We start from the raw sequence: 21,123 nt of genomic DNA, 5'->3' as shown, positions 1-21,123 counted from the left end.
TTTCTGATATAATGGGAAAATATTCGGAAAAGGAGACTAAAAATGAAGAAAAAATTTCTAGCATTTTTGCTAATTTTATTCCCAATTTTCTCATTAGGTATTGCGAAAGCTGAAACGATTAAGATTGTTTCTGATACCGCCTATGCACCTTTTGAGTTTAAAGATTCAGATCAAACTTATAAAGGAATCGATGTTGACATTATTAATAAAGTCGCAGAGATTAAAGGATGGAATATTCAGATGTCTTATCCTGGATTTGACGCAGCGGTAAATGCGGTTCAAGCTGGTCAAGCTGACGCAATTATGGCAGGAATGACAAAAACTGCAGAGCGTGAAAAAGTTTTCACCATGTCTGATACTTACTATGATACAAAAGTTGTCATTGCAACTACAAAGTCACACAAGATTAGTCAGTATGAACAATTAAAAGGTAAAACTGTTGGTGTTAAAAACGGTACTGCCGCTCAACGTTTCCTTGAAAGTATTAAGGATAAATATGGCTTTAGCATTAAAACATTTGACACTGGTGATTTGATGAACAACAGCTTGAGTGCTGGTGCCATCGATGCCATGATGGATGACAAACCTGTTATCGAATATGCCATTAACCAAGGTCAAGACCTCCATATTGAAATGGATGGTGAAGCTGTGGGAAGTTTTGCTTTCGGTGTGAAAAAAGGAAGCAAATACGAGCACCTGGTTACTGAATTTAACCAAGCCTTGACTGAAATGAAAAAAGATGGTAGTCTTGATAAAATCATCAAGAAATGGACTGCTTCATCGTCTTCAGCAGTGCCAACTACAACTACTCTAGCGGGCTTAAAAGCTATTCCTGTTAAAGCTAAATATATCATTGCCAGCGATTCTTCTTTTGCACCTTTTGTTTTCCAAAATTCAAGCAACCAATTTACTGGTATTGATATGGACTTGATTAAGGCCATCGCTAAAGACCAAGGTTTTGAAATTGAAATTACCAACCCTGGTTTCGATGCAGCTATCAGTGCTGTCCAAGCTGGTCAAGCTGATGCTATCATTGCTGGTATGTCTGTCACAGATGCTCGTAAGGCAACTTTTGACTTCTCAGAATCCTACTACACTGCCAATACTATCCTTGGTGTCAAAGAATCAAGCACTATTGCTTCTTATGATGATTTGAAAGGGAAGACAGTTGGTGTTAAAAACGGAACTGCTTCTCAAACCTTCCTAACAGAAAATCAAAGCAAATACGGTTACAAAATCAAAACTTTCGCTGACGGTTCATCAATGTATGACAGTTTAAACACTGGTGCCATCGATGCCGTTATGGATGATGAGCCTGTTCTCAAATATTCTATCAGCCAAGGTCAAAAATTGAAAACACCAATCGCTGGAACTCCAATCGGTGAAACAGCTTTTGCTGTTAAAAAAGGAGCAAATCCAGAATTGATTGAAATGTTCAACAACGGGCTTGCAAACCTTAAAGCAAACGGAGAATTCCAAAAGATTCTTGACAAATACCTAGCTAGCGAATCTTCATCTACTTCAACAAGCACTGTTGATGAAACCACAATCTGGGGCTTGCTTCAAAACAACTACAAACAGCTCCTTAGCGGGCTTGGTATCACTCTTGCTCTAGCTCTTATCTCATTTGCTATTGCTATTGTTATCGGGATTATCTTCGGTATGTTTAGTGTCAGCCCCTACAAATCTCTTCGTGTGATTTCTGAGATTTTCGTTGACGTTATCCGTGGTATTCCATTGATGATTCTTGCAGCCTTCATCTTCTGGGGAATTCCAAACTTCATCGAGTCTATCACAGGACAACAAAGTCCAATTAACGACTTTGTAGCTGGTACCATTGCCCTTTCGCTCAATGCAGCCGCTTATATCGCTGAAATCGTTCGTGGTGGTATTCAGGCCGTTCCAGTTGGTCAAATGGAAGCCAGCCGAAGCTTGGGGATTTCTTATGGCAAAACCATGCGTAAGATTATCTTGCCACAAGCAACTAAATTAATGTTGCCAAACTTTGTTAACCAATTCGTTATCGCTCTTAAAGATACAACTATCGTATCTGCTATCGGTTTGGTTGAACTCTTCCAAACTGGTAAGATTATCATTGCCCGTAACTACCAAAGTTTCAAGATGTATGCAATCCTTGCTATCTTCTATCTTGTAATTATCACACTTTTGACTAGACTAGCGAAACGCTTAGAAAAGAGGATTCGTTAATGGCAAAATTAAAAATTGATGTAAATGACTTACATAAGCAATATGGAAAAAATAAGGTCCTAAAAGGAATTACGACTAAGTTCTATGAAGGAGACGTTGTCTGTATCATCGGGCCTTCAGGTTCTGGTAAGTCAACTTTCCTTCGTAGTCTCAATCTTCTAGAAGAAGTTACGAGTGGTCATATCACTGTGAACGGCTATGACTTAACTGAAAAAACTACCAACGTTGACCACGTCCGTGAAAATATCGGAATGGTGTTCCAACACTTCAATCTTTTCCCACATATGTCTGTTTTGAACAACATCACCTTTGCTCCCATTGAGCACAAGTTGATGACTAAGGAAGAAGCTGAGAAATTGGGAATGGAGTTGCTTGAGAAAGTTGGGCTAGCAGATAAAGCTAATGCCAACCCAGATAGCCTATCAGGTGGTCAAAAGCAACGTGTAGCCATCGCTCGTGGACTAGCAATGAATCCAGACATCATGCTCTTCGATGAACCTACTTCTGCCCTTGACCCTGAGATGGTTGGAGACGTACTGAACGTTATGAAGGAATTGGCTGAGCAAGGCATGACCATGATTATCGTAACCCATGAGATGGGATTTGCTCGTCAAGTTGCTAACCGCGTTATCTTTACTGCAGATGGCGAGTTTCTTGAAGACGGAACACCTGATCAAATCTTTGATAACCCGCAGCACCCACGTCTGAAAGATTTCTTGGACAAGGTCTTAAACGTCTAACCTCAAACTGTAAGGATTTCCTTGCAGTTTTTTTCTATCTCGTATTGGATTTTTTGATTTTTCGGAAAATTATGTTAGAATTAAGTTTATGAAATGAGATTTCCTCATACCTAGTAAGACTAGGAATAAAAATAGAAATTAGGTAGCTAGATGTCATCTAAGGTTATTGTTACAATTTTCGGTGCGAGTGGAGACCTGGCTAAACGCAAGCTCTACCCTTCCCTTTTTAGACTTTATAAATCCGGCAATCTTTCCAAGCACTTTGCAGTTATTGGAACTGCCCGTCGTCCTTGGAGCAAGGAATATTTTGAATCTGTTGTTGTCGAATCTATCCTTGATTTGGCAGATAGTACCGAACAGGCTCAAGAGTTCGCTAGCCACTTCTACTATCAAAGTCATGATGTCAATGATACAGAACACTACATTTCTTTGCGTCAATTGCAGGCTGAACTAAATGACAAGTACCAAGCTGAAGACAACAAGCTCTTCTTCTTGTCTATGGCACCTCAGTTCTTTGGAACTATTGCCAAACACCTCAAGTCTGAAAACATCGTAGACGGTAAAGGTTTTGAGCGTTTAATCGTTGAAAAACCGTTTGGTACAGATTACGCAAGCGCAAGCAAGTTGAATGACGAGCTCCTAGCAACATTTGACGAAGAACAAATTTTCCGTATTGACCATTATCTTGGTAAGGAAATGATCCAAAGTATCTTTGCAGTTCGCTTTGCAAACTTGATTTTTGAAAACGTTTGGAACAAGGATTTTATCGACAATGTTCAAATTACCTTTGCTGAGCGCTTAGGCGTAGAAGAACGTGGTGGCTACTATGATGAATCTGGTGCCCTCCGTGACATGGTTCAAAACCACACTCTACAACTCCTTTCTCTCCTTGCCATGGACAAGCCAGCAAGCTTCACAAAGGACGAGATTCGCGCTGAGAAGATTAAGGTCTTTAAAAACCTCTATCATCCAACAGATGAAGAGCTTAAAGAACACTTTATCCGTGGTCAATACCGTTCAGGTAAGATTGATGGAATGAAATACATCTCTTATCGTAGCGAGCCAAATGTTAATCCAGAATCAACAACTGAAACCTTTGCGTCTGGTGCCTTCTTTGTAGACAGCGATCGATTCCGTGGTGTTCCTTTCTTCTTCCGTACGGGTAAACGTCTGACTGAAAAAGGAACTCATGTCAACATTGTCTTTAAACAAATGGATTCTATCTTTGGTGAGCCACTTGCTCCAAACATTTTGACCATCTATATCCAACCAACAGAAGGATTCTCTCTTAGCCTAAATGGGAAACAGGTAGGAGAAGAATTCAACTTAGCTCCTAACTCACTTGATTACCGTACAGATGCGACCGCAACTGGTGCTTCTCCAGAACCATACGAGAAATTGATTTATGATGTCTTAAATAACAACTCAACTAACTTTAGCCACTGGGATGAAGTTGGTGCCTCATGGAAATTGATTGACCGTATCGAAGAGCTCTGGGCTGAAAATGGTGCCCCACTTCATGACTATAAAGCTGGAAGCATGGGACCTCAAGCTAGCTTTGACTTACTTGAAAAATTCGGTGCCAAATGGACTTGGCAACCAGATATCGCCTACCGTCAAGATGGTCGTTTAGAATAAAAAAATTTCCTGCAAGTTTATGCCTTGCAGGATTTTTGCTTCTGATTAGATTAAGCCTTCCAAGAGACCTTTCATAAAGTTTTCTGAGTTAAACTCTCCAATATCATCGATTTTTTCACCAAAACCAATCAATTTTACAGGAATATTGAGTTCTTCACGGATGGCTAAAACAACACCACCTCGAGCAGTTCCATCAATCTTAGTCAAGACAATTCCCGTTAAAGGTGTGATTTTCGAAAATTCTTTGGCCTGTACCAAGGCATTCTGACCTGTTGATGCATCAAGAGCCAAGAAAGTTTCATGAGGGGCTTCTGGCACAACACGTTTGATGATACGACCAATCTTTTCCAATTCTGCCATTAAGTTTTCTTTGTTTTGCAAACGACCAGCAGTATCAATCATGAGAATATCGATACCTTCAGCCACGGCACGTTCCATGCCATCAAAGACCACACTGGCTGGGTCAGCTTTTTCAGGTCCAGTCACAACTGGAACGTCCACACGACGGCCCCATTCAGCTAGCTGGGCCACTGCTCCTGCACGGAAGGTATCTGCCGCAACCAACATGACTTTCTTACCTGCTTGTTTGTAGCGGTGGGCTAGTTTCCCGATAGAAGTTGTTTTCCCAACACCATTAACCCCAACAAAGAGCATGACTGTCAAGCCATCTTGGAAGTGGATTCTTTCATCGTAGTTGCCACCTTTTTCATAAAGTTCAACCAATTTCTCAATGATGACACGGCGAAGTGCTTCGGGTTTCTTGGCGTTTTCAAGCTTGGCTTCGTAACGTAGCTCCTCTGTTAAGTTAGAAGCGACTTGGACACCAACGTCACTCATGATCAACAGTTCTTCCAACTCCTCGAAGAATTCTTCATCGACAGAGCGGAAATTAGCAAAGAAGGCATTCAAGCGGGCACCGAAGCCTGTACGAGTTTTCTTAAGACTACGGTCATATTTTTCCTGAACAGTTTCTTCTGCTTGAGGCCTTTCTGCTTCAAGAACTTCAAAACTATTTTCTTCTACAGTCTCTAGAAGCTCAGTATCCTCTTCATCTATAACTTCTTCTGATGTTGGAAATTCTTCTATTTCTTCTTGAGAAACTTCTACAGTTGACTCTGAATCCAGACTTTCTTCAACTGTCTCTTGATTTTCGTCTTCTTCAAACACAGCTTCTTCAGAACTTTCAACTTCTGCTTCTTCATGAGGAACTTCCTCAGCTTCTGTAAGAGAAGGCTCAACATCTTCAGACAAATCAAGATTTTCCAGAGCTTCTTTTACAACTTCTTCGATTTTAGGTTCTTCTTTTTTTCCGAATAGACGGTCAAATAATCCCATATCTTAGTTCTCCTTTAGCACATATTCTTCGATAGCCCAGGCGACAGCTTCCTCATCATTGGTCATTGGAGTTACCACATTTGCGACTGCCTTAACTTCAGGAACAGCGTTTTGCATGGCAACACCGAGCCCTGCCCACTCAATCATAGAAAGGTCATTGGCCTCATCACCACAGGCCATAACTTGACTTTGGTCGATTCCAAGATGGCTGATTAGTTTTGCCAAACCTGTTGCTTTATGAACATTCTTTGGTGACCACTCTAGCAACATTTCACGTGATTTAAAGATTTCATATTGGTCAAACAATTCTGGAGAAATCTTCTGAATGGCTGCATCCAAGGGTTCTTGAGCAAAGGCAGTCACACATTTATTATAGGTCATTTGGCTGGATAGGTCTTCAAAGGCCACTGGAACAAAGGTCAATGCTGGATTGAATTTGGCATAAAGACTTTCTTGGTCCGATTGGATTTGATAAACAGTTCCTTCTGAGATGGCATCAAGAGGCAGTGATAATTTCTCTGTTTCTTCATACAAACGTGCCACATCATCATATGAAAAGACTGTTTTATCAAGGATTTCACCTGTATTCTTCTGAACCAAACCACCATTAAAGGTAATCGTATACTCATCTTCCTGACCGTCAGTCCCTAGCTCATGGAGAAAGAAATCCATAGCTTTTAAGGGACGACCAGTTGTTAATACGACCTTGATACCACGATCACGCGCTGCTTTCAAGGTTGCCTTAGTACGATCCGTCAGCCTTTTATCAGTAGTTAGCAAGGTCCCATCCAAGTCCAATGCAATCAATTTTATATCTGCCATTATAAGCCCTCCATATAAGCTATAACCGACTGGTCTTTATGGTGACCAATCACAGTCTCTGCTAATTCTAAAATTTCAGGTCGTGCATTTTCAGGAGCTACAGGATGTCCTACAACCTGCATCATATGCAAGTCATTTAGATTGTCTCCAAAAGCCATAACCTGATCCATTGTGATGCCAAGTTTTTTAGCTAATTCAACAATAGCCACACCCTTATCGACATAGTCCAGAACAATATCAATGGATTCAAAGCCAGTTGTCATAGCCTTCACACCAGGAACGTTTTCGTTTACCCAAGCTTCCCCAGCTTCTAGCGTTTCTTCTGTGAAATTGGTTGTAAATTTGAAAATGTCATCTGTGATATCTTCCAAACTCGCTACTTTTTGGATATTTTCATTATAATGCTGGCTCTCTTTCAAATAGGTCTCATCAACCGTATCCAGAACATAAGAGCCTTTTTTGCCCGTCAAGAGTAATTTATTGATGTCTACATAAGGTGAAGTTTTCAGCTTTTCAAAAGTTGCCAGATAAAACTCACGAGACATGGTCGCTTCATACAAGTCTTGACCTCGATATTCTACCAAACTGCCATTTTCAGCGATAAAAATAATGTCATCACGAACATCAGCAAATAATTTTTCTAGAGACAGAAATCCACGCCCTGAAGCCACTGCAAAGTAAATCCCTTTTTCCTTGTAGGAAGCCAAGAGAGACTTGAGGCGATCCATATCAAAGCGTCCGTTTCCATCTAGAAAAGTTCCGTCCATATCTGTTGCTACTAGTTTAATTGTCATCCTTCAATACTTTCTAAATCTTTTAACTTCACCGAAACAATTTTTGACACACCTGATTCTTGCATGGTCACTCCATAGATAGAATCAGCCGCTGCCATGGTTCCCTTACGGTGTGTCACAACGATAAACTGGCTGTCCTTGTCAAATCGATTGAGGTAATCCCCGAAACGTTTAACATTGGCTTCATCCAGTGCAGCCTCTACCTCATCCAAGATAACAAAAGGAATGGTCTTTACACGGATAATGGAGAAGAGCAAAGCAAGAGCCGACAGGGCTTTTTCACCACCACTCATAAGGTTGAGAGACTGGATTTTCTTACCTGGCGGTTGAACAGAAATCTCAACCCCAGCTGTCAGCAAGTCTCCCTCAGTCAAAATGAGGTCCGCCTGACCTCCGCCAAACATCTGCTTGAAGGTCACTTTAAAGGATTCACGAATGGCTTCAAAGGTTGATTTAAAGCGTTCCTTGACCTCATCATTCATCTCTGTAATGGTCTCAAGGAGCAGGTTTTTCGCTGACAAAATGTCATCACTTTGGCTATTGAGGAAATCCAGACGGCTGTGAACTTCTTCGTACTGTTCAATAGCATCCAAATTGACAGGACCCAGTGAGCGAATAGCCTTCTCTAAATCCTGCACCTCTTGCTCTGCCAGATTGAGGTTTTCCAATTCATGTGCCTTTTCTAGTGCTTCAGTATAGCTAATCTGGTATTGGTCTGTTAATTGGCTTTGTAAATGGCGCAAGCGCTCGCTGATCTTTTCTTTCTTGGCTTCAGCACGTGTTTGCTTGCGAATCCACTCCTCATTCTGTTGGCGAGCCTGGTCCAAATGACTAGCAATATCATCCAGCTGACCTTCAATATCATCCAACTCAAACTGCTTGCGAATCAAACCTTGTTGGAGATTTGTTTTCTGGTTTTTAGCTTCTTCAGCCTGTTGACTGAGCAGTTCTGTATCAACCTTCTCAATATTATCAACCTTTTCTTGAAGAAGGCGTTGGATTTCATCTTGTTCAAGATCGAGATTATCTAGTTCCTTACCTAGGCGTTCAATATCAGCCACTTCATAACGTTTTTGCCCTTGCAGTTCTGTCTTAAGCAAGCGAGCTTGCGCTACCTCTTCTTGCAAGGTCTGATAACGTTCTTGGATGGCGTTTTTGTTAGACTTAATCTCTTCAATCTCAGCTTCCAGATTTTGCTTGTCACTGGCAATAGTAGCAAGGCGCTCTTGGTATTTTTCTTTATCTACTTGCCAATCTCCGTCAGAAAGACGATTTAATTCCTCTTCTTGAAGTTTCCAAAGAGTTTCCAGTTCTTCAACTTGTTGGCTGGTCTGCTGATAAGCGAGGGACAAGCCTTGCTCCTGAATACGTGCCTGCTCCCCCTGAGATTTGATGGCTTCTAATCTTTCTGTCAATCTAGCCATCTCATCTTGCAAGGTCTTCAAACTCGCCTCTTCTGAACGCAAGCTTGCTTCTTCTTCAGCAATTTCTTTTTGCAATTGTTCCAGTTCTGGCTTGATGAAAATGCTGTTATTCTGGCGATTGGCACCACCTGCATAAGAACCACCCGTGCGCAACTCTGTGCCGTCCAAAGTGACCATACGAACCTGATAACGAACTTGGCGCGCGGCTGCACGCGCATGTTCTACAGTATCAAAGATAGCCGTCGTAGCTAGTAAGTTCTTGAAAATGGATTCCAGTCTAGTATCAAAAGTAACCAACTCATCTGCCATACCCAAAAATCCCGGACTTGATGCGATAGCATCTTGATTCTGGCTTGAAATCGTACGCGCCTTGATCGTCGTCAACGGAAGGAAGGTTGCACGACCGGCTCTGTTCCGTTTAAGGAAATCAATGGCTCTAGTTGCCGACTCTTCATCTTCTACGATGATATGCTGACTACTCGCTCCAAGCGCAATCTCTAGGGCAGTTTGATAACGCACATCAAAAGTTAAATGCTCACTGACTGCACCAATAATCCCACCAAGGCGGTCTTTTTCTTGGAGAACACTCTTAACACCCGCGTAAAAGTTACTGTGATTTCTCAGGATATTTTCCAAACTCTGGGCTCTAGCCTGTTTGTTTTTAAGACTATCCAGACGGTCAAAGAGTTGACTTTGTTGAGCTTGATAGGAAGTTTTCTGCTCCTCTTGCTCCTTGGCACAGACTTGGTAATCAGCCAATAATTTCTGAACCTGCTCCTTAGCAGTTTCAAGCTCAGCCTCTTGCTGACTAGCCTTCTCTTTAGCTGAAGCTAGTTGTTCTTTGAGCTTTTCTAGTTGATCTGCTTGTTTTTGAGAAAGCTGACGGCTATTTTCCAACTCATTCTCGATGCGGGTCAGTTGGTTTGAGACATCGGCTTCTTCTTGTAGAAGAGCCACAAAGCGTTCACGTAAGAGCTCAATCATCTGGTCAGGATCATCTGAAAAAGCTAGTAATTCAGCTTCTAAACGATTGAGTTTTTGATTATTTTGGATTAGATTTTCTTCTAAAAGGGCTAAAGAGCTTTCCTTATCAGATTTTTCTTTGCTGAGTGATTTTCTCTTATCTTCCAAAGCAGCCAAACGAGCTTGTGCTTCCTGTTGATTGAGGGCTACTTGCTCAGATTCTAGTTTAGATAGGGCTAATTTTCTCTCTAAATCACTAATCAGACTGGTCAAGTCCATCAAACTGCCCTGATCTTTGGCCATTTCAGCCTGTAAATCTTGACGTTGCTTCTTGAGATTCTGATTTTCTTCTTCTAATTTTTCACGCTTCTGGTAGTAGCTCGTCAAGAGTTCCTGAACCTGAGCCAACTCTTCTTCTGTCAACTCTAATTCAGCCTTATTTTCCGTGATTTGAGCAACCAGGACATCTAAGTAAATAGCCTTGCGTTGACCTTCCAAGTCTAGAAACTTACGAGCATTTTCAGCTTGCTTTTTAAGAGGCTTGATTTGATTATCCAACTCGTAGATAATGTCTTCAAGACGGTCTAGATTATCCTGAGTTTGCTGCAGTTTGCTCTCAGTTTCTTTTCTGCGAGTCTTGTATTTTAAAACCCCAGCAGCTTCTTCAAAAATAGCACGGCGTTCCTCAGGTTTGGAATTAAAAATTTCCTCAACCTTTCCTTGGGAAATGATGGAGAAGGAATCTCGTCCCAAACCTGTATCCAAGAAAAGATCATGAATATCACGCAGACGGACTTTCTTGCCGTCAATTTTGTATTCGCTATCTCCACTACGATAGATATGGCGTTCTACCCTGATTTCTTGACCTGCGTCCTTGATAAATCCGTCATTATTATCCAAAGTCACAACTACAGAAGCATAATTGAGCGGTTTGCGACTTTCAGTTCCAGCAAAAATGACATCCGGCATCTTGCCGCCACGGAGACTCTTGACACTAGACTCCCCCAAGGCCCAACGCAGACTTTCTGTAATATTCGACTTTCCAGATCCATTGGGGCCAACAACTGCCGTCACACCTTGGTCAAAGACAACCTTGGTCTTATCAGCAAAAGACTTGAATCCCTGAATTTCGATTTCCTTTAAATACATGAATCCAGCCCTTTCTCGACGGCATTTTTGGCAGCTTCCTGCTCTGCTAATTTCTTAGAACGACCTTTGCCTTGACCAATGCTCTTACCTTCAACAAGAACTTCTACATCAAAAACCTTATCGTGGGCAGGACCCGTTTCAGAAATTACCTGATAACGAATAGCCACATCCCCATTGACCTGAAGTAACTCTTGGAGATGGGTTTTGTAGTCTGTAATCATCTCAAACTCGCCTGCTTCAACCTTAGGAATCATGACTTGATAGATAAATTCCTTGACCTTGGCCACATCCTTATCCAAAAGAAGGGCACCTAGAAAGGCCTCAAAGGCATCACCAAGAATGGTGTCACGATTGCGCCCCCCAGATTTTTCTTCCCCTTTACCAAGCTTGATAAACTGATCAAACTGGCAATCACGCGCAAAACCAGCCAAACTCTCCTCACGGACAATCATAGCACGGAGTTTGGACAAATCACCCTCAGGCTTTTTAGGATATTTTTTATATAGATATTCTGAAATCAATAACTGTAGAACAGCGTCTCCTAAAAATTCCAAGCGTTCATTGTGTGAAATTTTTAAGAGGCGGTGCTCATTGGCATAACTCGTATGAGTGAAGGCAGTCTCCAGTAAATTTTTGTCTGCAAATTCGATTGCAAAATGGTTCTTTAGTACAGTTTGTAATTCTTTCATACCAACCTCTTTCTAACTGATAGCAGTCCTTTTTATTATATCAAAAAAAGCCCCCTGAGTCACTCTAAAACGGGACTGGAGGAGAGTTGGGCATTCTATAGAATATGATTTTCAGTTTTAGGGAAAAACTTGGGGTAAGATAAAGAAAAAAGCCCTATTAAAGGCTTTTTAGGATGTTTACATCCACCCTGAGGGAATCGAACCCCCATCTCAAGAACCGGAATCTTACGTGATATCCATTACACTAAGGGTGGAAACTTGTTTTATTATAACAGAAATTTGCTCTAATAACAAGTTTTTTTCTAGTGAGATAGGCCGTCTTAGTGGGAAGCATCCCCATTCCAGATGGAGTTTTTCACGATAACATAATCAACATGTTTAAGGTCAGCAACCTGACGTCCACCTGCATAAGAAATAGCACTTTGAAGGTCTTGTTCCATCTCAGTTAAAGTATCTTGCAGATGACCTTTTGCAGGAAGCAAGATTCGTTTGCCCTCCACATTTTTGTAAGCACCTTTTTGATATTGTGAGGCTGAACCATAATATTCTTTGAATTGTTCACCATCGACTTCAATCGTTTTCCCTGGACTTTCAATATGTCCTGCAAAGAGGGAACCAATCATGACCATGCTGGCACCGAAGCGGATAGACTTGGCAATATCACCATGAGTACGAATTCCTCCATCAGCGATAATCGGTTTACGTGCAGCCTTGGCACACCAACGAAGGGCAGCCAATTGCCAACCACCTGTACCAAAACCAGTCTTAACCTTGGTAATACAAACCTTACCAGGTCCGATTCCGACCTTAGTAGCATCTGCACCAGCATTCTCCAATTCACGTACAGCTTCTGGTGTTCCCACATTTCCAGCAATGACAAAGGTATCTGGCAATTCTTTTTTAATGTGTTGAATCATAGAAATCACGCTATCCGCATGACCGTGGGCAATGTCAATCGTGATGTACTCAGGAACATCAGCCTTCAGCTGGCTAACGAAATCATACTCGTAGTCCTTAACACCGACAGAAATGGAAGCAATGAGCCCTTGATCGTGCATGCGTTTAATAAAGGGAATGCGTCCCGCCTCATCAAAACGGTGCATAATGTAGAAGTAACCACCTTTAGCTAGTTGCTCTGCTACATTTTCATCCAAAATCGTCTGCATATTAGCTGGCACAACAGGTAGTTTAAAGGTGTGATTTCCTAAAGTGACACTTGTATCCGCTTCTGCACGGCTTTTAATGACACATTTATTTGGAATCAATTGAATATCTTCGTAATCAAAAATTGGAAATTCATTTAACATATCGATGTCTCGTTTCTTTTGTAATGACCTACCTATGCTCTCGCATCACTACGCCTTTTCCGACGTTTCCTTAATTTATTATAAAACAAAGTACAGTTTTTGTCAAATATTTTTATGAATTAAATTATAATGTTCGGATTTTACTTGTGTAAATAATAAAAGAAAGAGGAGAGATTATTTTCTCCCCAGTTCTTCTCTATCCTAATAATACTCACCCTGGCGGTAGTCCCATGAGTTAAAGGTATCTGACAAATGCATCATGATTTTATCAATGTCAAGCCCTTTGCGGATCACAACTGGAGCTGGTGAAGTTGAGCGTGCTCCTCCTTGTTCTGGGATGAGTTTTCCGTCTTTATCGACCATAGAGACCATCACACCTTGCTCATAGCGTGTTTCAATCGTTTTGTCAGGCTGGATAGATGCCACATAGTCGTCTGCTTCGATGACAAGATCCACTGCTCCTTCGATACGTTCTCCGATACCTTCTACCTTACCACGGTTTCCTTTTCCAGATGGGTTAGCTGATGAGGCATAAACCATCTTGCCTTCTTCCCAAAGTTTGGTAGCCAATTGTTCACCTGCTTTCCCGAACTTAATAACGAAACAGCTCGTTCCACGCACGTCAGTCATGAGTTCTTCACGGCCATCACCGTATGCTTTGAGTTTTTCAAAGGCTTCTGGTTTCCAAGGAAGGATACAACCAAGAAGAATATCTTCATCCCAATGTTTTTGGTAGAAGGCTTCAATTTCTGGGTTAAGTTGTGCTAAAGCACGAAGCTCATCCATGCTACCGCAGAGAACAACACCTGGTTTGTTACGGTTACGCTCTTTAGCTGCGAACTTGCGCTCAAGTCCTGCCTTGTCGCTAGTCATAATAATGTAGCCAACTTTTGTAGGACAAACGATACATCCGCCCTCACCTTTTAAAATATCATAGCCTTCTTGTGAAAGTGTTCCGTTCCATTGAATGTGTTTTGTCATAGTTCTATTTCCTTTTCTATTTTTCTTCTAATCCTGCCAGTAGGCTGGTCTTTGTTTTTCATAAGAAGCAATCAAATCTTCATACTGCAAAGTAATACCAATATCATCCAAACCATTTAAGAGTTTGTGTTTCCATTCGCTATCGATTTCAAAAGTGAATTCTCCAATTGGTGAGATGATTTTTTGTTGTTCCAAGTCCACAGTTACCTGGTCGGTTGGTTTTAGCTGGGCTAGTTTCTCTCTAACCTCTCTAGGCTGTACAATAGGCAACATGCCATTATTGAGTTCATTATTGTAATGAATATCACCAAAAGACCCTGCAATCACGACTTTAAAACCATAGTCTGCTAGAGCCCAAGCTGCGTGTTCTCTCGAAGAACCTGCCCCAAAGTTATCCCCTGAGATGAGTATAGTTGCTTTACGGTATTCAGATCTGTTAAAGACAAAGTCTGGATCCTCAGTATAGAGATCATCCAGATAACGCCAAGCATACATGAGGTACTTACCAAAGCCTTTTTTATCAATTAACTTGAGAAACTGCTTGGGTAGGATTTGGTCGGTGTCGATGTTATCATTCATAAGAGGAACGGTCGTTCCTGTATAAACTGTGAATTTCTCCATATCCTCTCCTTACTGGGCCTCTGGCATTAGCCGAACATCTACGAAGCGCCCGGCGATAGCTGCCGCAGCTGCCATAGCTGGACTACAGAGATGAGTCTTAGCACCAAAGCCCTGTCTGTCTTCAAAGTTACGGTTGCTGGTTGAAGCGCAGTGGACACCATCTGGTACCTTGTCAGGATTCATCCCTAGGCACATAGAGCAACCTGGGTCTCTCCACTCAAATCCAGCATCTAAGAAAACTTTATCCAAGCCCAACTTCTCAGCAGCTCGTTTGACAGGACGAGAGCCTGGGACTACGATAGCCGTTAAGTTGGGAGCAATTTTCTTCCCTTTGACAAATCGCGCAGCAAGTTGCAAGTCGCTGAGACGAGCATTGGTACATGAACCGATAAAGATATAGCCCAGTTCAATATCTGCTGGCTTTTGACCTGGTTCCAAGTTCATGTAGTTGTAGGCTCGCTCATCATTCATATCCTTAATTTCTGGGAAGCTACTGTCAAAGTCAACACCCATAGCAGGATTGGTCCCCCAGGTCACCATGGGAGCCAAGTCTGAGACATCCATCTGGATAACCTTATCATAAACGGCATCCTCATCACTGACAATTGTTTTCCAATCTGCCACTGCCTCTTCAAAGTTCTCTGGAACACATTCCCGTCCTTTTAGATAATCATAGGTGGTTTGGTCCGGATTCATGATTCCCATCTTAGAACCAAACTCGATGGACATGTTGCAGATGGTCATTCGCTCTTCCATGCTCAGTGCATCAATCGCTTGTCCCCGATATTCCACCACATAGCCAACGCCGCAAGCAACGCCGTACTTTGCAATCAAGGCTAAAATGAAGTCCTTGGAATAGACTCCCTTTTGAGGAACACCAGTGAATTCAACCAACATTTTCTTAGGTTTGACCTGCCAGAGGGTCTGTGTCGCAAAGACATGTTCGACCTCACTGGTTCCAATTCCAAAGGCGATTGCTCCAAAAGCTCCGTGAGTTGCCGTATGGCTGTCTCCACAGACGATGAATTTTCCTGGTTGGGTCCGTCCTGTCTCTGGCCCCACCATATGAACGATTCCTTGCTTTTCGGAACCGTGGGCCGCATGTTCAATCCCAAACTCCTCAACATTTTCAGCTAGCTTATCAATTTGAGCCTTGGAAATGACATCTCTAATATCGTAGATATTGACCGTCGGGACATTGTGGTCAAAAGTTCCAAATGTCAAGTCTGGTCGTCTCAATCTTCGTCCTGCATCTCGCAGTCCTTGAAAAGCCTGAGGACTGGTCACCTCGTGGATGTAGTGCTGATCCACATACATGAGCTGGGGTTGCCCCTCTTCTCCTGTGATGACATGACGGTCCCATAATTTATCAAAAATCGATTTTCCTGCCATCCATTACCTCCAAATAACATATAAGGCTAATAGTGTGGTCACCATCCCAAGAAACCAAACTGTTTTAAAGTACCATTTTCGAGTCTTGTGATGAAAGCTGATTCCTGCTAACCAAGCACCAAAACCACCACAAGAAAGAGCTAAAATGAGTAAGATTTTCTCTGGGATACGCCAAGTTCTTCTCCTTGCCTTGGATTTGTCAATGCCATAAATCAAGAAAATGATGACATTCCAAATCAAAAGGACTAGAGTAATTTTTTCATCTAACTTCATAACCTTGCAATAATGGCTTCTGTCATTTCCTTGGTCGAAGCCTGACCTCCTATATCTCTCGTTAATATACCAGCTGCCAAACTTGCCCCAACAGCACGCTCGATACGCTCTGCATCCTCATAACGTCCAAAACTATCTCTCAACATCATGGCCACTGATAAAATCATGGAAATAGGATTTGCAATTCCTTGACCTGCAATATCAGGAGCTGAACCGTGAATGGGCTCATAGAGACTTGGTCCATTTTCAGAATGACTGGCTGATGGCATGACGCCAAGTGTACCAGATAGAACGCTTGATTCATCAGAGAGAATATCTCCAAAAAGATTTTCCGTTACGATGACGTCGAACTTGGCAGGATTGGTAATCATGAGCATAGCAGATGAGTCGACTAGCCGGTGCTCCAAGGTTACATCTGGGAAATCCTGCGCGACTTCCTCAGCTACTTTCCGCCAGAGTTTTGAGGTCGCTAGAACATTTTGCTTATCGATACTAGTAACGATTTTTCTGCGATTTCTTGCAATTTCAAAGGCTTTGCGAATAATCCGCTCCACTTCCTCATAGCTATAGTCGTTGATATCACGCGCTTTTTGCTCTTCAAAAATATGATCTCCAAAGTAAATCCCACCTGTCAACTCACGCACCACGACAAAGTCTACACCAGCAATTCGTTCTGGTTTGAGTGGTGACAAATGCTTGAGACTGTCAAAGATTTTTACAGGGCGAATATTAGCGTAAAGATTGAGTTCCTTACGAAGAGCTAGCAAGCCTTGTTCAGGCCGAACCGCTGCTCCATCATACTGAGGACTACCGATAGCCGCTAGAAGAATGGCATCTGCTTCTCTACTTGCCTTGAGGGTTTCATCAGGTAAAGGATGCCCTGCTGCATCAATACCTGCACCTCCAAAAGGTCGTCTGTCTATTTCATAATCAAAGCCTGTTTTTTTAGCTAGAGCCTCCAGAACCTCTAACCCAGCCTCCATGATTTCTGGGCCGATTCCATCCCCTGCTAAAGCTACTATTTTCTTTGTCATAGCATTCTCCTTTACATACTAGGCATGTCGCGATAGGAAACACTGCGTCCCATCTCACCAGCATTCTCTTTTTGAACAAAAGTATTAGCATTGATATAGGCAATAGCAGAAGCCTTCAACACATCGAAATCAAGACCTGCTGCGTTAAAGATGGTTTCTGTATCTCTGTTTTCAACAGTGACCAAGACCCGAGCCTGGGCATCAATTCCATCTGTCACAGCATCAATGGTATAGGACACCAAGCGAACGGATTGATTAAAGAACTTGTCGATAGCGTTAAAGATTGCCTCAACAGAACCTTTCCCTGTCGCATTAAATTTGACCTTCTCACCATCCATATTAGCCAGGCTAACAAGCGCTTCAATGTCATTATCTGCATGGGTTTGCAGTTGTAAATCATCAAAGTGGAAACCTTCTGGATTTTCAACCATGGTTCCAGCTACTAGAGCACGAATATCTGCATCTGTGATTTCTTGTTTCTTATCGGCCAGCGCCTTGAACTTAGCAAAGAGTGGTTTGATGTCCTCCTCTGTAAAGTCTAGGGCCAATTCTCTTAGTTTCTCAACAAAGGCATGGCGACCAGACAATTTTCCAAGTGGGAGGCTGTTACTCTTGATACCGACCAATTCAGGGGTGATAATCTCATAAGTGAGAGGATTTTTAAGAATCCCATCTTGGTGAATACCAGACTCGTGAGAGAAGGCATTTCCTCCAACAATCGCCTTGTTTTTAGGAACTGGAATACCTGAGAAGCGAGAAACCATTTCTGACGTATTGATGGTTTCGTTTAGGATAATGCTTGTCTCAGCTTGGTAGTAATCTTGGCGAATATTGAGCGCCACTGCAATTTCTTCCAAAGCAGCATTGCCAGCTCTCTCCCCGATACCATTGATGGTTCCTTCGACTCGTCCTGCTCCATTCTTAACAGCAGCAAGGCTATTAGCTACTGCCATGCCAAGGTCATCGTGACAGTGAGGCGAATAGATAATCTGACGATCCGTCTTAACATTCTCAATCAAGTATTTAAAAATAGCTCCGTATTCTTCTGGTGTGGTAAAACCAACTGTATCAGGAATATTGATATAAGACGCCCCTGCATCAACAGCTGTTTGAACAACTTGCAAGAGAAAATCCAACTCTGTTCTAGTCGCATCCTCAGGAGAGAATTCGACCACTTCAAACTTAGAACAGGCATAAGAAACATGTTCCTTAATAGCTTCCAAAATCTCTTCCTTGCTCTTATTGAGCTTATACTTGCGGTGAATCGGACTGGTAGCAATAAAGACATGAACCTGTGGATATTTGGCATCCTTGAGAGCCTCGTAACAAGCATCGATATCGGACTTGACAGAACGGGCTAGACCAGTCACCGCTGTTTTCTTCAAGACCTTTGCAATCTCCTGAACTGCTGTGAATGAATCTGGACTAGCCGCCGGAAAACCAGCTTCAATGGCTGAAATACCCCATTTCTCCAGCTGCCTTGCAATGGCAATTTTTTCCTTGATTGAAAAATTAACACCAGGTGTCTGCTCTCCATCCCGAAGGCTAGTATCTAGAAATTCAACTATTCTCATGTGATTTCCCCTTTTCCAAATATGGTTGTAAAAAAACATCTCGCTCAGAAACCCAAGCGAGATGTTGATTTACTCCCGCTTGGTAAGCCAAACAGGACTAATGCATTTTGCACTAGCCCGAGTACCTCAACAACAAAGCAAATTGATTAAACTTAGCTGTTTTCATGTTTGACTTTCTCCTTCGTTTGATATCTTGTTTAGTATTTTAGCATAGCCAAAAGTAGTTGTCAAGAAAAAATCCAATATTTTCTGAAAATTTCTTCAGTAAAGAATATTTTGCTAATTGAAAGTACTTGAAAAAACTTGAAATGTTTCATTTTTTAGTGGTTAAGTTCCAACTTTTTTCCATCAATTCCAGTACTTCTTCATCTGATAAAGTATTATCAAGCGCCACACTAATCCAGTAGCGTTTATTCATATGAAAAGCTGGATAAATGCCCTTTTTTGAAAGCAAATCAGCTACTTGGTCATGTTTGAGATTGACTGTTTCCACTTGTCCTTCTCTGCCCTTTTCCAGCTTATCCCAAGAGATTTTCATCAAGACGGCATACCACTTTTTATTGCCTTCATGTCTTAAGACTGCCGTATCAGGCGATTTCTCCCACAGATACTCCAACTGATTACCATACTGTTCCTGAACCTGAGTCATGATTCGCTTAGTCTGAGGACAGATAAAATCTTGCACATCAAAACAAGCCTTCCGAATCTTGTAAAGAATCTCCAGACAAGTCTCACGGACATTTCCGACAAAACTACCCCTCATGCTTTCCATATGAACTTGAGGATATAGGTCGCCCGTTTCCTGATCAAAGACTTGAAAGTTCACATTATCAGCAGTAATGGACACAGTCATGACAAAGTCACCCTGCAAAATCTGGCAACTATAGGTCCAGACTCCACTATTTTCTACAAAACCAAAAGCATGAGCCTTTTCTTGATTAAACTGATAGGATTTAAAAATTTCAAACATAAGTGAAAACTGCTACCCAAAGCTAGCAGTTCCTTTCTATTTTTTAAAAGACAACCTTGGTTCCATGCAATTGTGTCACACCCAGCTGGTCGATAAAGGTTTGACGGTTGTCCAAGTCAATCCCCCCACCTGGTAAAATTTCAATTTTACCTTTAGCATATTCCAAAATTCTGTGATAGTGAGCAAAACGTTTCTCTAGTGAATCGCCAGACACACCAGCACGAGTTAGGATACGAGTAACTCCAGCTTGGCTGAGCCAGTCAATGGCTTCCAACTGATCTTCATCACTCAATTCATCAAAGGCCATGTGGAAGACAATTTCCATCCCTTTGGATGCCGCAATCAGCTTCTCTAGATTAGCCTTATCCAACTTCTTATCAGCAGTTAAGGCTCCAAATACAACTCCTTGACTTCCAGCCTGAGCAGTCAACCGAATGTCTTCTAGCATGATAGCAATTTCTAGTTCATTATAGACAAAGTCGCCACCACGTGGACGAATCATGGTCATGATGGTCGTATCGTAGTCAGAAGCCAGTTCAACCGCTGCCTTGGTCACTCCATAGCTGGGAGTTGTCCCACCAACTGCAAGATTGTCACAGAGTTCGATTCGACGAGCTCCAGCCTGCATCGCTTTTTCAAGCAAGGTCACATTTTCAGCACAAAATTCGTAAATCATTTGATTCTCCTTGATTATTACTTCGAATTTATTATATCATATTATTGTAAATATTCTTTTATTTATATCAAGGAAAATAGTTACTATTTTTTATTCTTTGTCCGGAATGACCTTGAAGAGATAATAAGTGATAAAGATAGTCAAGGCTCCTAGACCAATTTTGACTGGTAAGAGAGGGGCAAAGTAAATAGAAATTCCCATCAAGATGTAGATAGATACGATAATTTTTTTCTTACGTTCACGCGCAATAGACTTGGTCTCGCGAAAATCAGCTACATATGCTTGATAGAGCTTGGTATGATAGAGCCAGTCTTCGAAACGCTTGGAACTTCTAGAGAAACAAGCAATAGACAGCAAAAGAAAGGGAGTTGTAGGCAACAAGGGTAAAACAACCCCAACAATAGCCAAAGCTAGTGATAAAAAACCAATTATCAGATAGATAAGACGCATAACTTCTCCTAGTTAATACTCTTCGAAAATCTCTTCAAACCACGTCAGCGTCGCCTTACCGTAGGTATGGTTCCTGACTTCGT

The 21,123-nt window shown here is 41.9% G+C and carries 18 protein-coding genes and 1 tRNA gene; 3 read left to right on the top strand and 16 right to left on the bottom strand.

The features are described 5' to 3' along the window. Window positions 1-42: 42 nt before the first annotated feature. The 3 genes from HT731_RS08650 (at window position 43) to zwf (ending at window position 4,586) form a co-directional block, all read left to right on the top strand. On the top strand, window positions 43-2,208 hold the full coding sequence (locus tag HT731_RS08650; RefSeq protein ID WP_173278560.1) for an ABC transporter substrate-binding protein/permease: 2,166 nt from the start codon (window positions 43-45) through the stop codon (window positions 2,206-2,208). Beyond that, on the top strand, window positions 2,208-2,948 hold the full coding sequence (locus HT731_RS08645; protein ID WP_173278558.1) for an amino acid ABC transporter ATP-binding protein: 741 nt from the start codon (window positions 2,208-2,210) through the stop codon (window positions 2,946-2,948). The genes HT731_RS08650 and HT731_RS08645 overlap by 1 nt, the downstream gene beginning before the upstream one ends. A 150-nt stretch (window positions 2,949-3,098) precedes the next feature. Continuing rightward, window positions 3,099-4,586, top strand: a complete 1,488-nt coding sequence (gene zwf / locus HT731_RS08640; protein WP_061087922.1) for a glucose-6-phosphate dehydrogenase — start codon at window positions 3,099-3,101, stop codon at window positions 4,584-4,586. A 45-nt stretch (window positions 4,587-4,631) separates the two neighbouring features. Here zwf and ftsY read toward each other — a convergent pair whose 3' ends face one another. The 16 genes from ftsY to HT731_RS08560 form a co-directional block, all read right to left on the bottom strand. Continuing rightward, window positions 4,632-5,921: a signal recognition particle-docking protein FtsY gene (gene ftsY, locus HT731_RS08635; protein WP_173278556.1), complete on the bottom strand. Its 1,290-nt coding sequence runs from the start codon at window positions 5,919-5,921 to the stop codon at window positions 4,632-4,634. Window positions 5,922-5,924: 3 nt separating this feature from the next. Then, on the bottom strand, window positions 5,925-6,743 hold the full coding sequence (locus tag HT731_RS08630) for a Cof-type HAD-IIB family hydrolase (protein ID WP_173267949.1): 819 nt from the start codon (window positions 6,741-6,743) through the stop codon (window positions 5,925-5,927). Then, complete coding sequence (locus HT731_RS08625; protein ID WP_173278554.1) at window positions 6,743-7,537, bottom strand: HAD family hydrolase; 795 nt, start codon at window positions 7,535-7,537, stop codon at window positions 6,743-6,745. The genes HT731_RS08630 and HT731_RS08625 overlap by 1 nt, the downstream gene beginning before the upstream one ends. Beyond that, window positions 7,534-11,073, bottom strand: a complete 3,540-nt coding sequence (smc, locus tag HT731_RS08620) for a chromosome segregation protein SMC (protein ID WP_061759732.1) — start codon at window positions 11,071-11,073, stop codon at window positions 7,534-7,536. Before smc ends, HT731_RS08625 begins: the two co-directional genes overlap by 4 nt. Continuing rightward, complete coding sequence (rnc, locus tag HT731_RS08615) at window positions 11,064-11,762, bottom strand: ribonuclease III (protein WP_000661486.1); 699 nt, start codon at window positions 11,760-11,762, stop codon at window positions 11,064-11,066. Before rnc ends, smc begins: the two co-directional genes overlap by 10 nt. Window positions 11,763-11,944: 182 nt before the next feature. After that, a tRNA-Arg gene (locus tag HT731_RS08610) sits at window positions 11,945-12,016 on the bottom strand. Between the two features lie 66 nt (window positions 12,017-12,082). Then, complete coding sequence (locus tag HT731_RS08605; RefSeq protein ID WP_173278553.1) at window positions 12,083-13,069, bottom strand: GMP reductase; 987 nt, start codon at window positions 13,067-13,069, stop codon at window positions 12,083-12,085. Window positions 13,070-13,270: 201 nt separating this feature from the next. Beyond that, a complete protein-coding gene (locus tag HT731_RS08600; RefSeq protein WP_173278551.1) occupies window positions 13,271-14,050 on the bottom strand; it encodes a Sua5/YciO/YrdC/YwlC family protein in 780 nt (259 codons plus the stop codon). Window positions 14,051-14,077: 27 nt separating this feature from the next. After that, on the bottom strand, window positions 14,078-14,671 hold the full coding sequence (gene leuD, locus HT731_RS08595; protein WP_173278549.1) for a 3-isopropylmalate dehydratase small subunit: 594 nt from the start codon (window positions 14,669-14,671) through the stop codon (window positions 14,078-14,080). Between the two features lie 9 nt (window positions 14,672-14,680). Further along, a complete protein-coding gene (gene leuC, locus HT731_RS08590) occupies window positions 14,681-16,063 on the bottom strand; it encodes a 3-isopropylmalate dehydratase large subunit (protein ID WP_173278548.1) in 1,383 nt (460 codons plus the stop codon). Between the two features lie 3 nt (window positions 16,064-16,066). Further along, a complete protein-coding gene (locus HT731_RS08585; protein ID WP_000762435.1) occupies window positions 16,067-16,336 on the bottom strand; it encodes a DUF1294 domain-containing protein in 270 nt (89 codons plus the stop codon). Beyond that, on the bottom strand, window positions 16,333-17,370 hold the full coding sequence (gene leuB, locus HT731_RS08580; protein WP_173278546.1) for a 3-isopropylmalate dehydrogenase: 1,038 nt from the start codon (window positions 17,368-17,370) through the stop codon (window positions 16,333-16,335). Before leuB ends, HT731_RS08585 begins: the two co-directional genes overlap by 4 nt. Window positions 17,371-17,381: 11 nt before the next feature. Beyond that, on the bottom strand, window positions 17,382-18,944 hold the full coding sequence (locus HT731_RS08575) for a 2-isopropylmalate synthase (RefSeq protein WP_173278544.1): 1,563 nt from the start codon (window positions 18,942-18,944) through the stop codon (window positions 17,382-17,384). A gap of 313 nt (window positions 18,945-19,257) precedes the next feature. Further along, a complete protein-coding gene (locus tag HT731_RS08570; protein WP_173278542.1) occupies window positions 19,258-19,914 on the bottom strand; it encodes an MmcQ/YjbR family DNA-binding protein in 657 nt (218 codons plus the stop codon). A 43-nt stretch (window positions 19,915-19,957) separates the two neighbouring features. Beyond that, on the bottom strand, window positions 19,958-20,590 hold the full coding sequence (locus HT731_RS08565; RefSeq protein WP_173278540.1) for a copper homeostasis protein CutC: 633 nt from the start codon (window positions 20,588-20,590) through the stop codon (window positions 19,958-19,960). A gap of 90 nt (window positions 20,591-20,680) precedes the next feature. Beyond that, window positions 20,681-21,040, bottom strand: a complete 360-nt coding sequence (locus tag HT731_RS08560) for a YbaN family protein (RefSeq protein ID WP_001237214.1) — start codon at window positions 21,038-21,040, stop codon at window positions 20,681-20,683. Window positions 21,041-21,123 lie beyond the last annotated feature (83 nt).

Origin of the sequence: Streptococcus sp. k-163, assembly GCF_013277555.1 — a bacterium.
Classification (GTDB): Bacteria; Bacillota; Bacilli; order Lactobacillales; family Streptococcaceae; genus Streptococcus.
The sequence above is the reverse complement of the archived record's forward strand: the minus strand, read 5'-3'. Positions and strand labels throughout refer to the sequence as shown.

Bases quoted from the DNA above. Each gene is read 5' to 3' on its own strand.
- HT731_RS08650 (WP_173278560.1), top strand. From the start codon at position 43: ATGAAGAAAAAATTTCTAGCATTTTTGCTAATTTTATTCCCAATTTTC.
- HT731_RS08645 (WP_173278558.1), top strand. From the start codon at position 2,208: ATGGCAAAATTAAAAATTGATGTAAATGACTTACATAAGCAATATGGA.
- zwf (WP_061087922.1), top strand. From the start codon at position 3,099: ATGTCATCTAAGGTTATTGTTACAATTTTCGGTGCGAGTGGAGACCTG.
- ftsY (WP_173278556.1), bottom strand. From the start codon at position 5,921: ATGGGATTATTTGACCGTCTATTCGGAAAAAAAGAAGAACCTAAAATC.
- HT731_RS08630 (WP_173267949.1), bottom strand. From the start codon at position 6,743: ATGGCAGATATAAAATTGATTGCATTGGACTTGGATGGGACCTTGCTA.
- HT731_RS08625 (WP_173278554.1), bottom strand. From the start codon at position 7,537: ATGACAATTAAACTAGTAGCAACAGATATGGACGGAACTTTTCTAGAT.
- smc (WP_061759732.1), bottom strand. From the start codon at position 11,073: ATGTATTTAAAGGAAATCGAAATTCAGGGATTCAAGTCTTTTGCTGAT.
- rnc (WP_000661486.1), bottom strand. From the start codon at position 11,762: ATGAAAGAATTACAAACTGTACTAAAGAACCATTTTGCAATCGAATTT.
- HT731_RS08605 (WP_173278553.1), bottom strand. From the start codon at position 13,069: ATGTTAAATGAATTTCCAATTTTTGATTACGAAGATATTCAATTGATT.
- HT731_RS08600 (WP_173278551.1), bottom strand. From the start codon at position 14,050: ATGACAAAACACATTCAATGGAACGGAACACTTTCACAAGAAGGCTAT.
- leuD (WP_173278549.1), bottom strand. From the start codon at position 14,671: ATGGAGAAATTCACAGTTTATACAGGAACGACCGTTCCTCTTATGAAT.
- leuC (WP_173278548.1), bottom strand. From the start codon at position 16,063: ATGGCAGGAAAATCGATTTTTGATAAATTATGGGACCGTCATGTCATC.
- HT731_RS08585 (WP_000762435.1), bottom strand. From the start codon at position 16,336: ATGAAGTTAGATGAAAAAATTACTCTAGTCCTTTTGATTTGGAATGTC.
- leuB (WP_173278546.1), bottom strand. From the start codon at position 17,370: ATGACAAAGAAAATAGTAGCTTTAGCAGGGGATGGAATCGGCCCAGAA.
- HT731_RS08575 (WP_173278544.1), bottom strand. From the start codon at position 18,944: ATGAGAATAGTTGAATTTCTAGATACTAGCCTTCGGGATGGAGAGCAG.
- HT731_RS08570 (WP_173278542.1), bottom strand. From the start codon at position 19,914: ATGTTTGAAATTTTTAAATCCTATCAGTTTAATCAAGAAAAGGCTCAT.
- HT731_RS08565 (WP_173278540.1), bottom strand. From the start codon at position 20,590: ATGATTTACGAATTTTGTGCTGAAAATGTGACCTTGCTTGAAAAAGCG.
- HT731_RS08560 (WP_001237214.1), bottom strand. From the start codon at position 21,040: ATGCGTCTTATCTATCTGATAATTGGTTTTTTATCACTAGCTTTGGCT.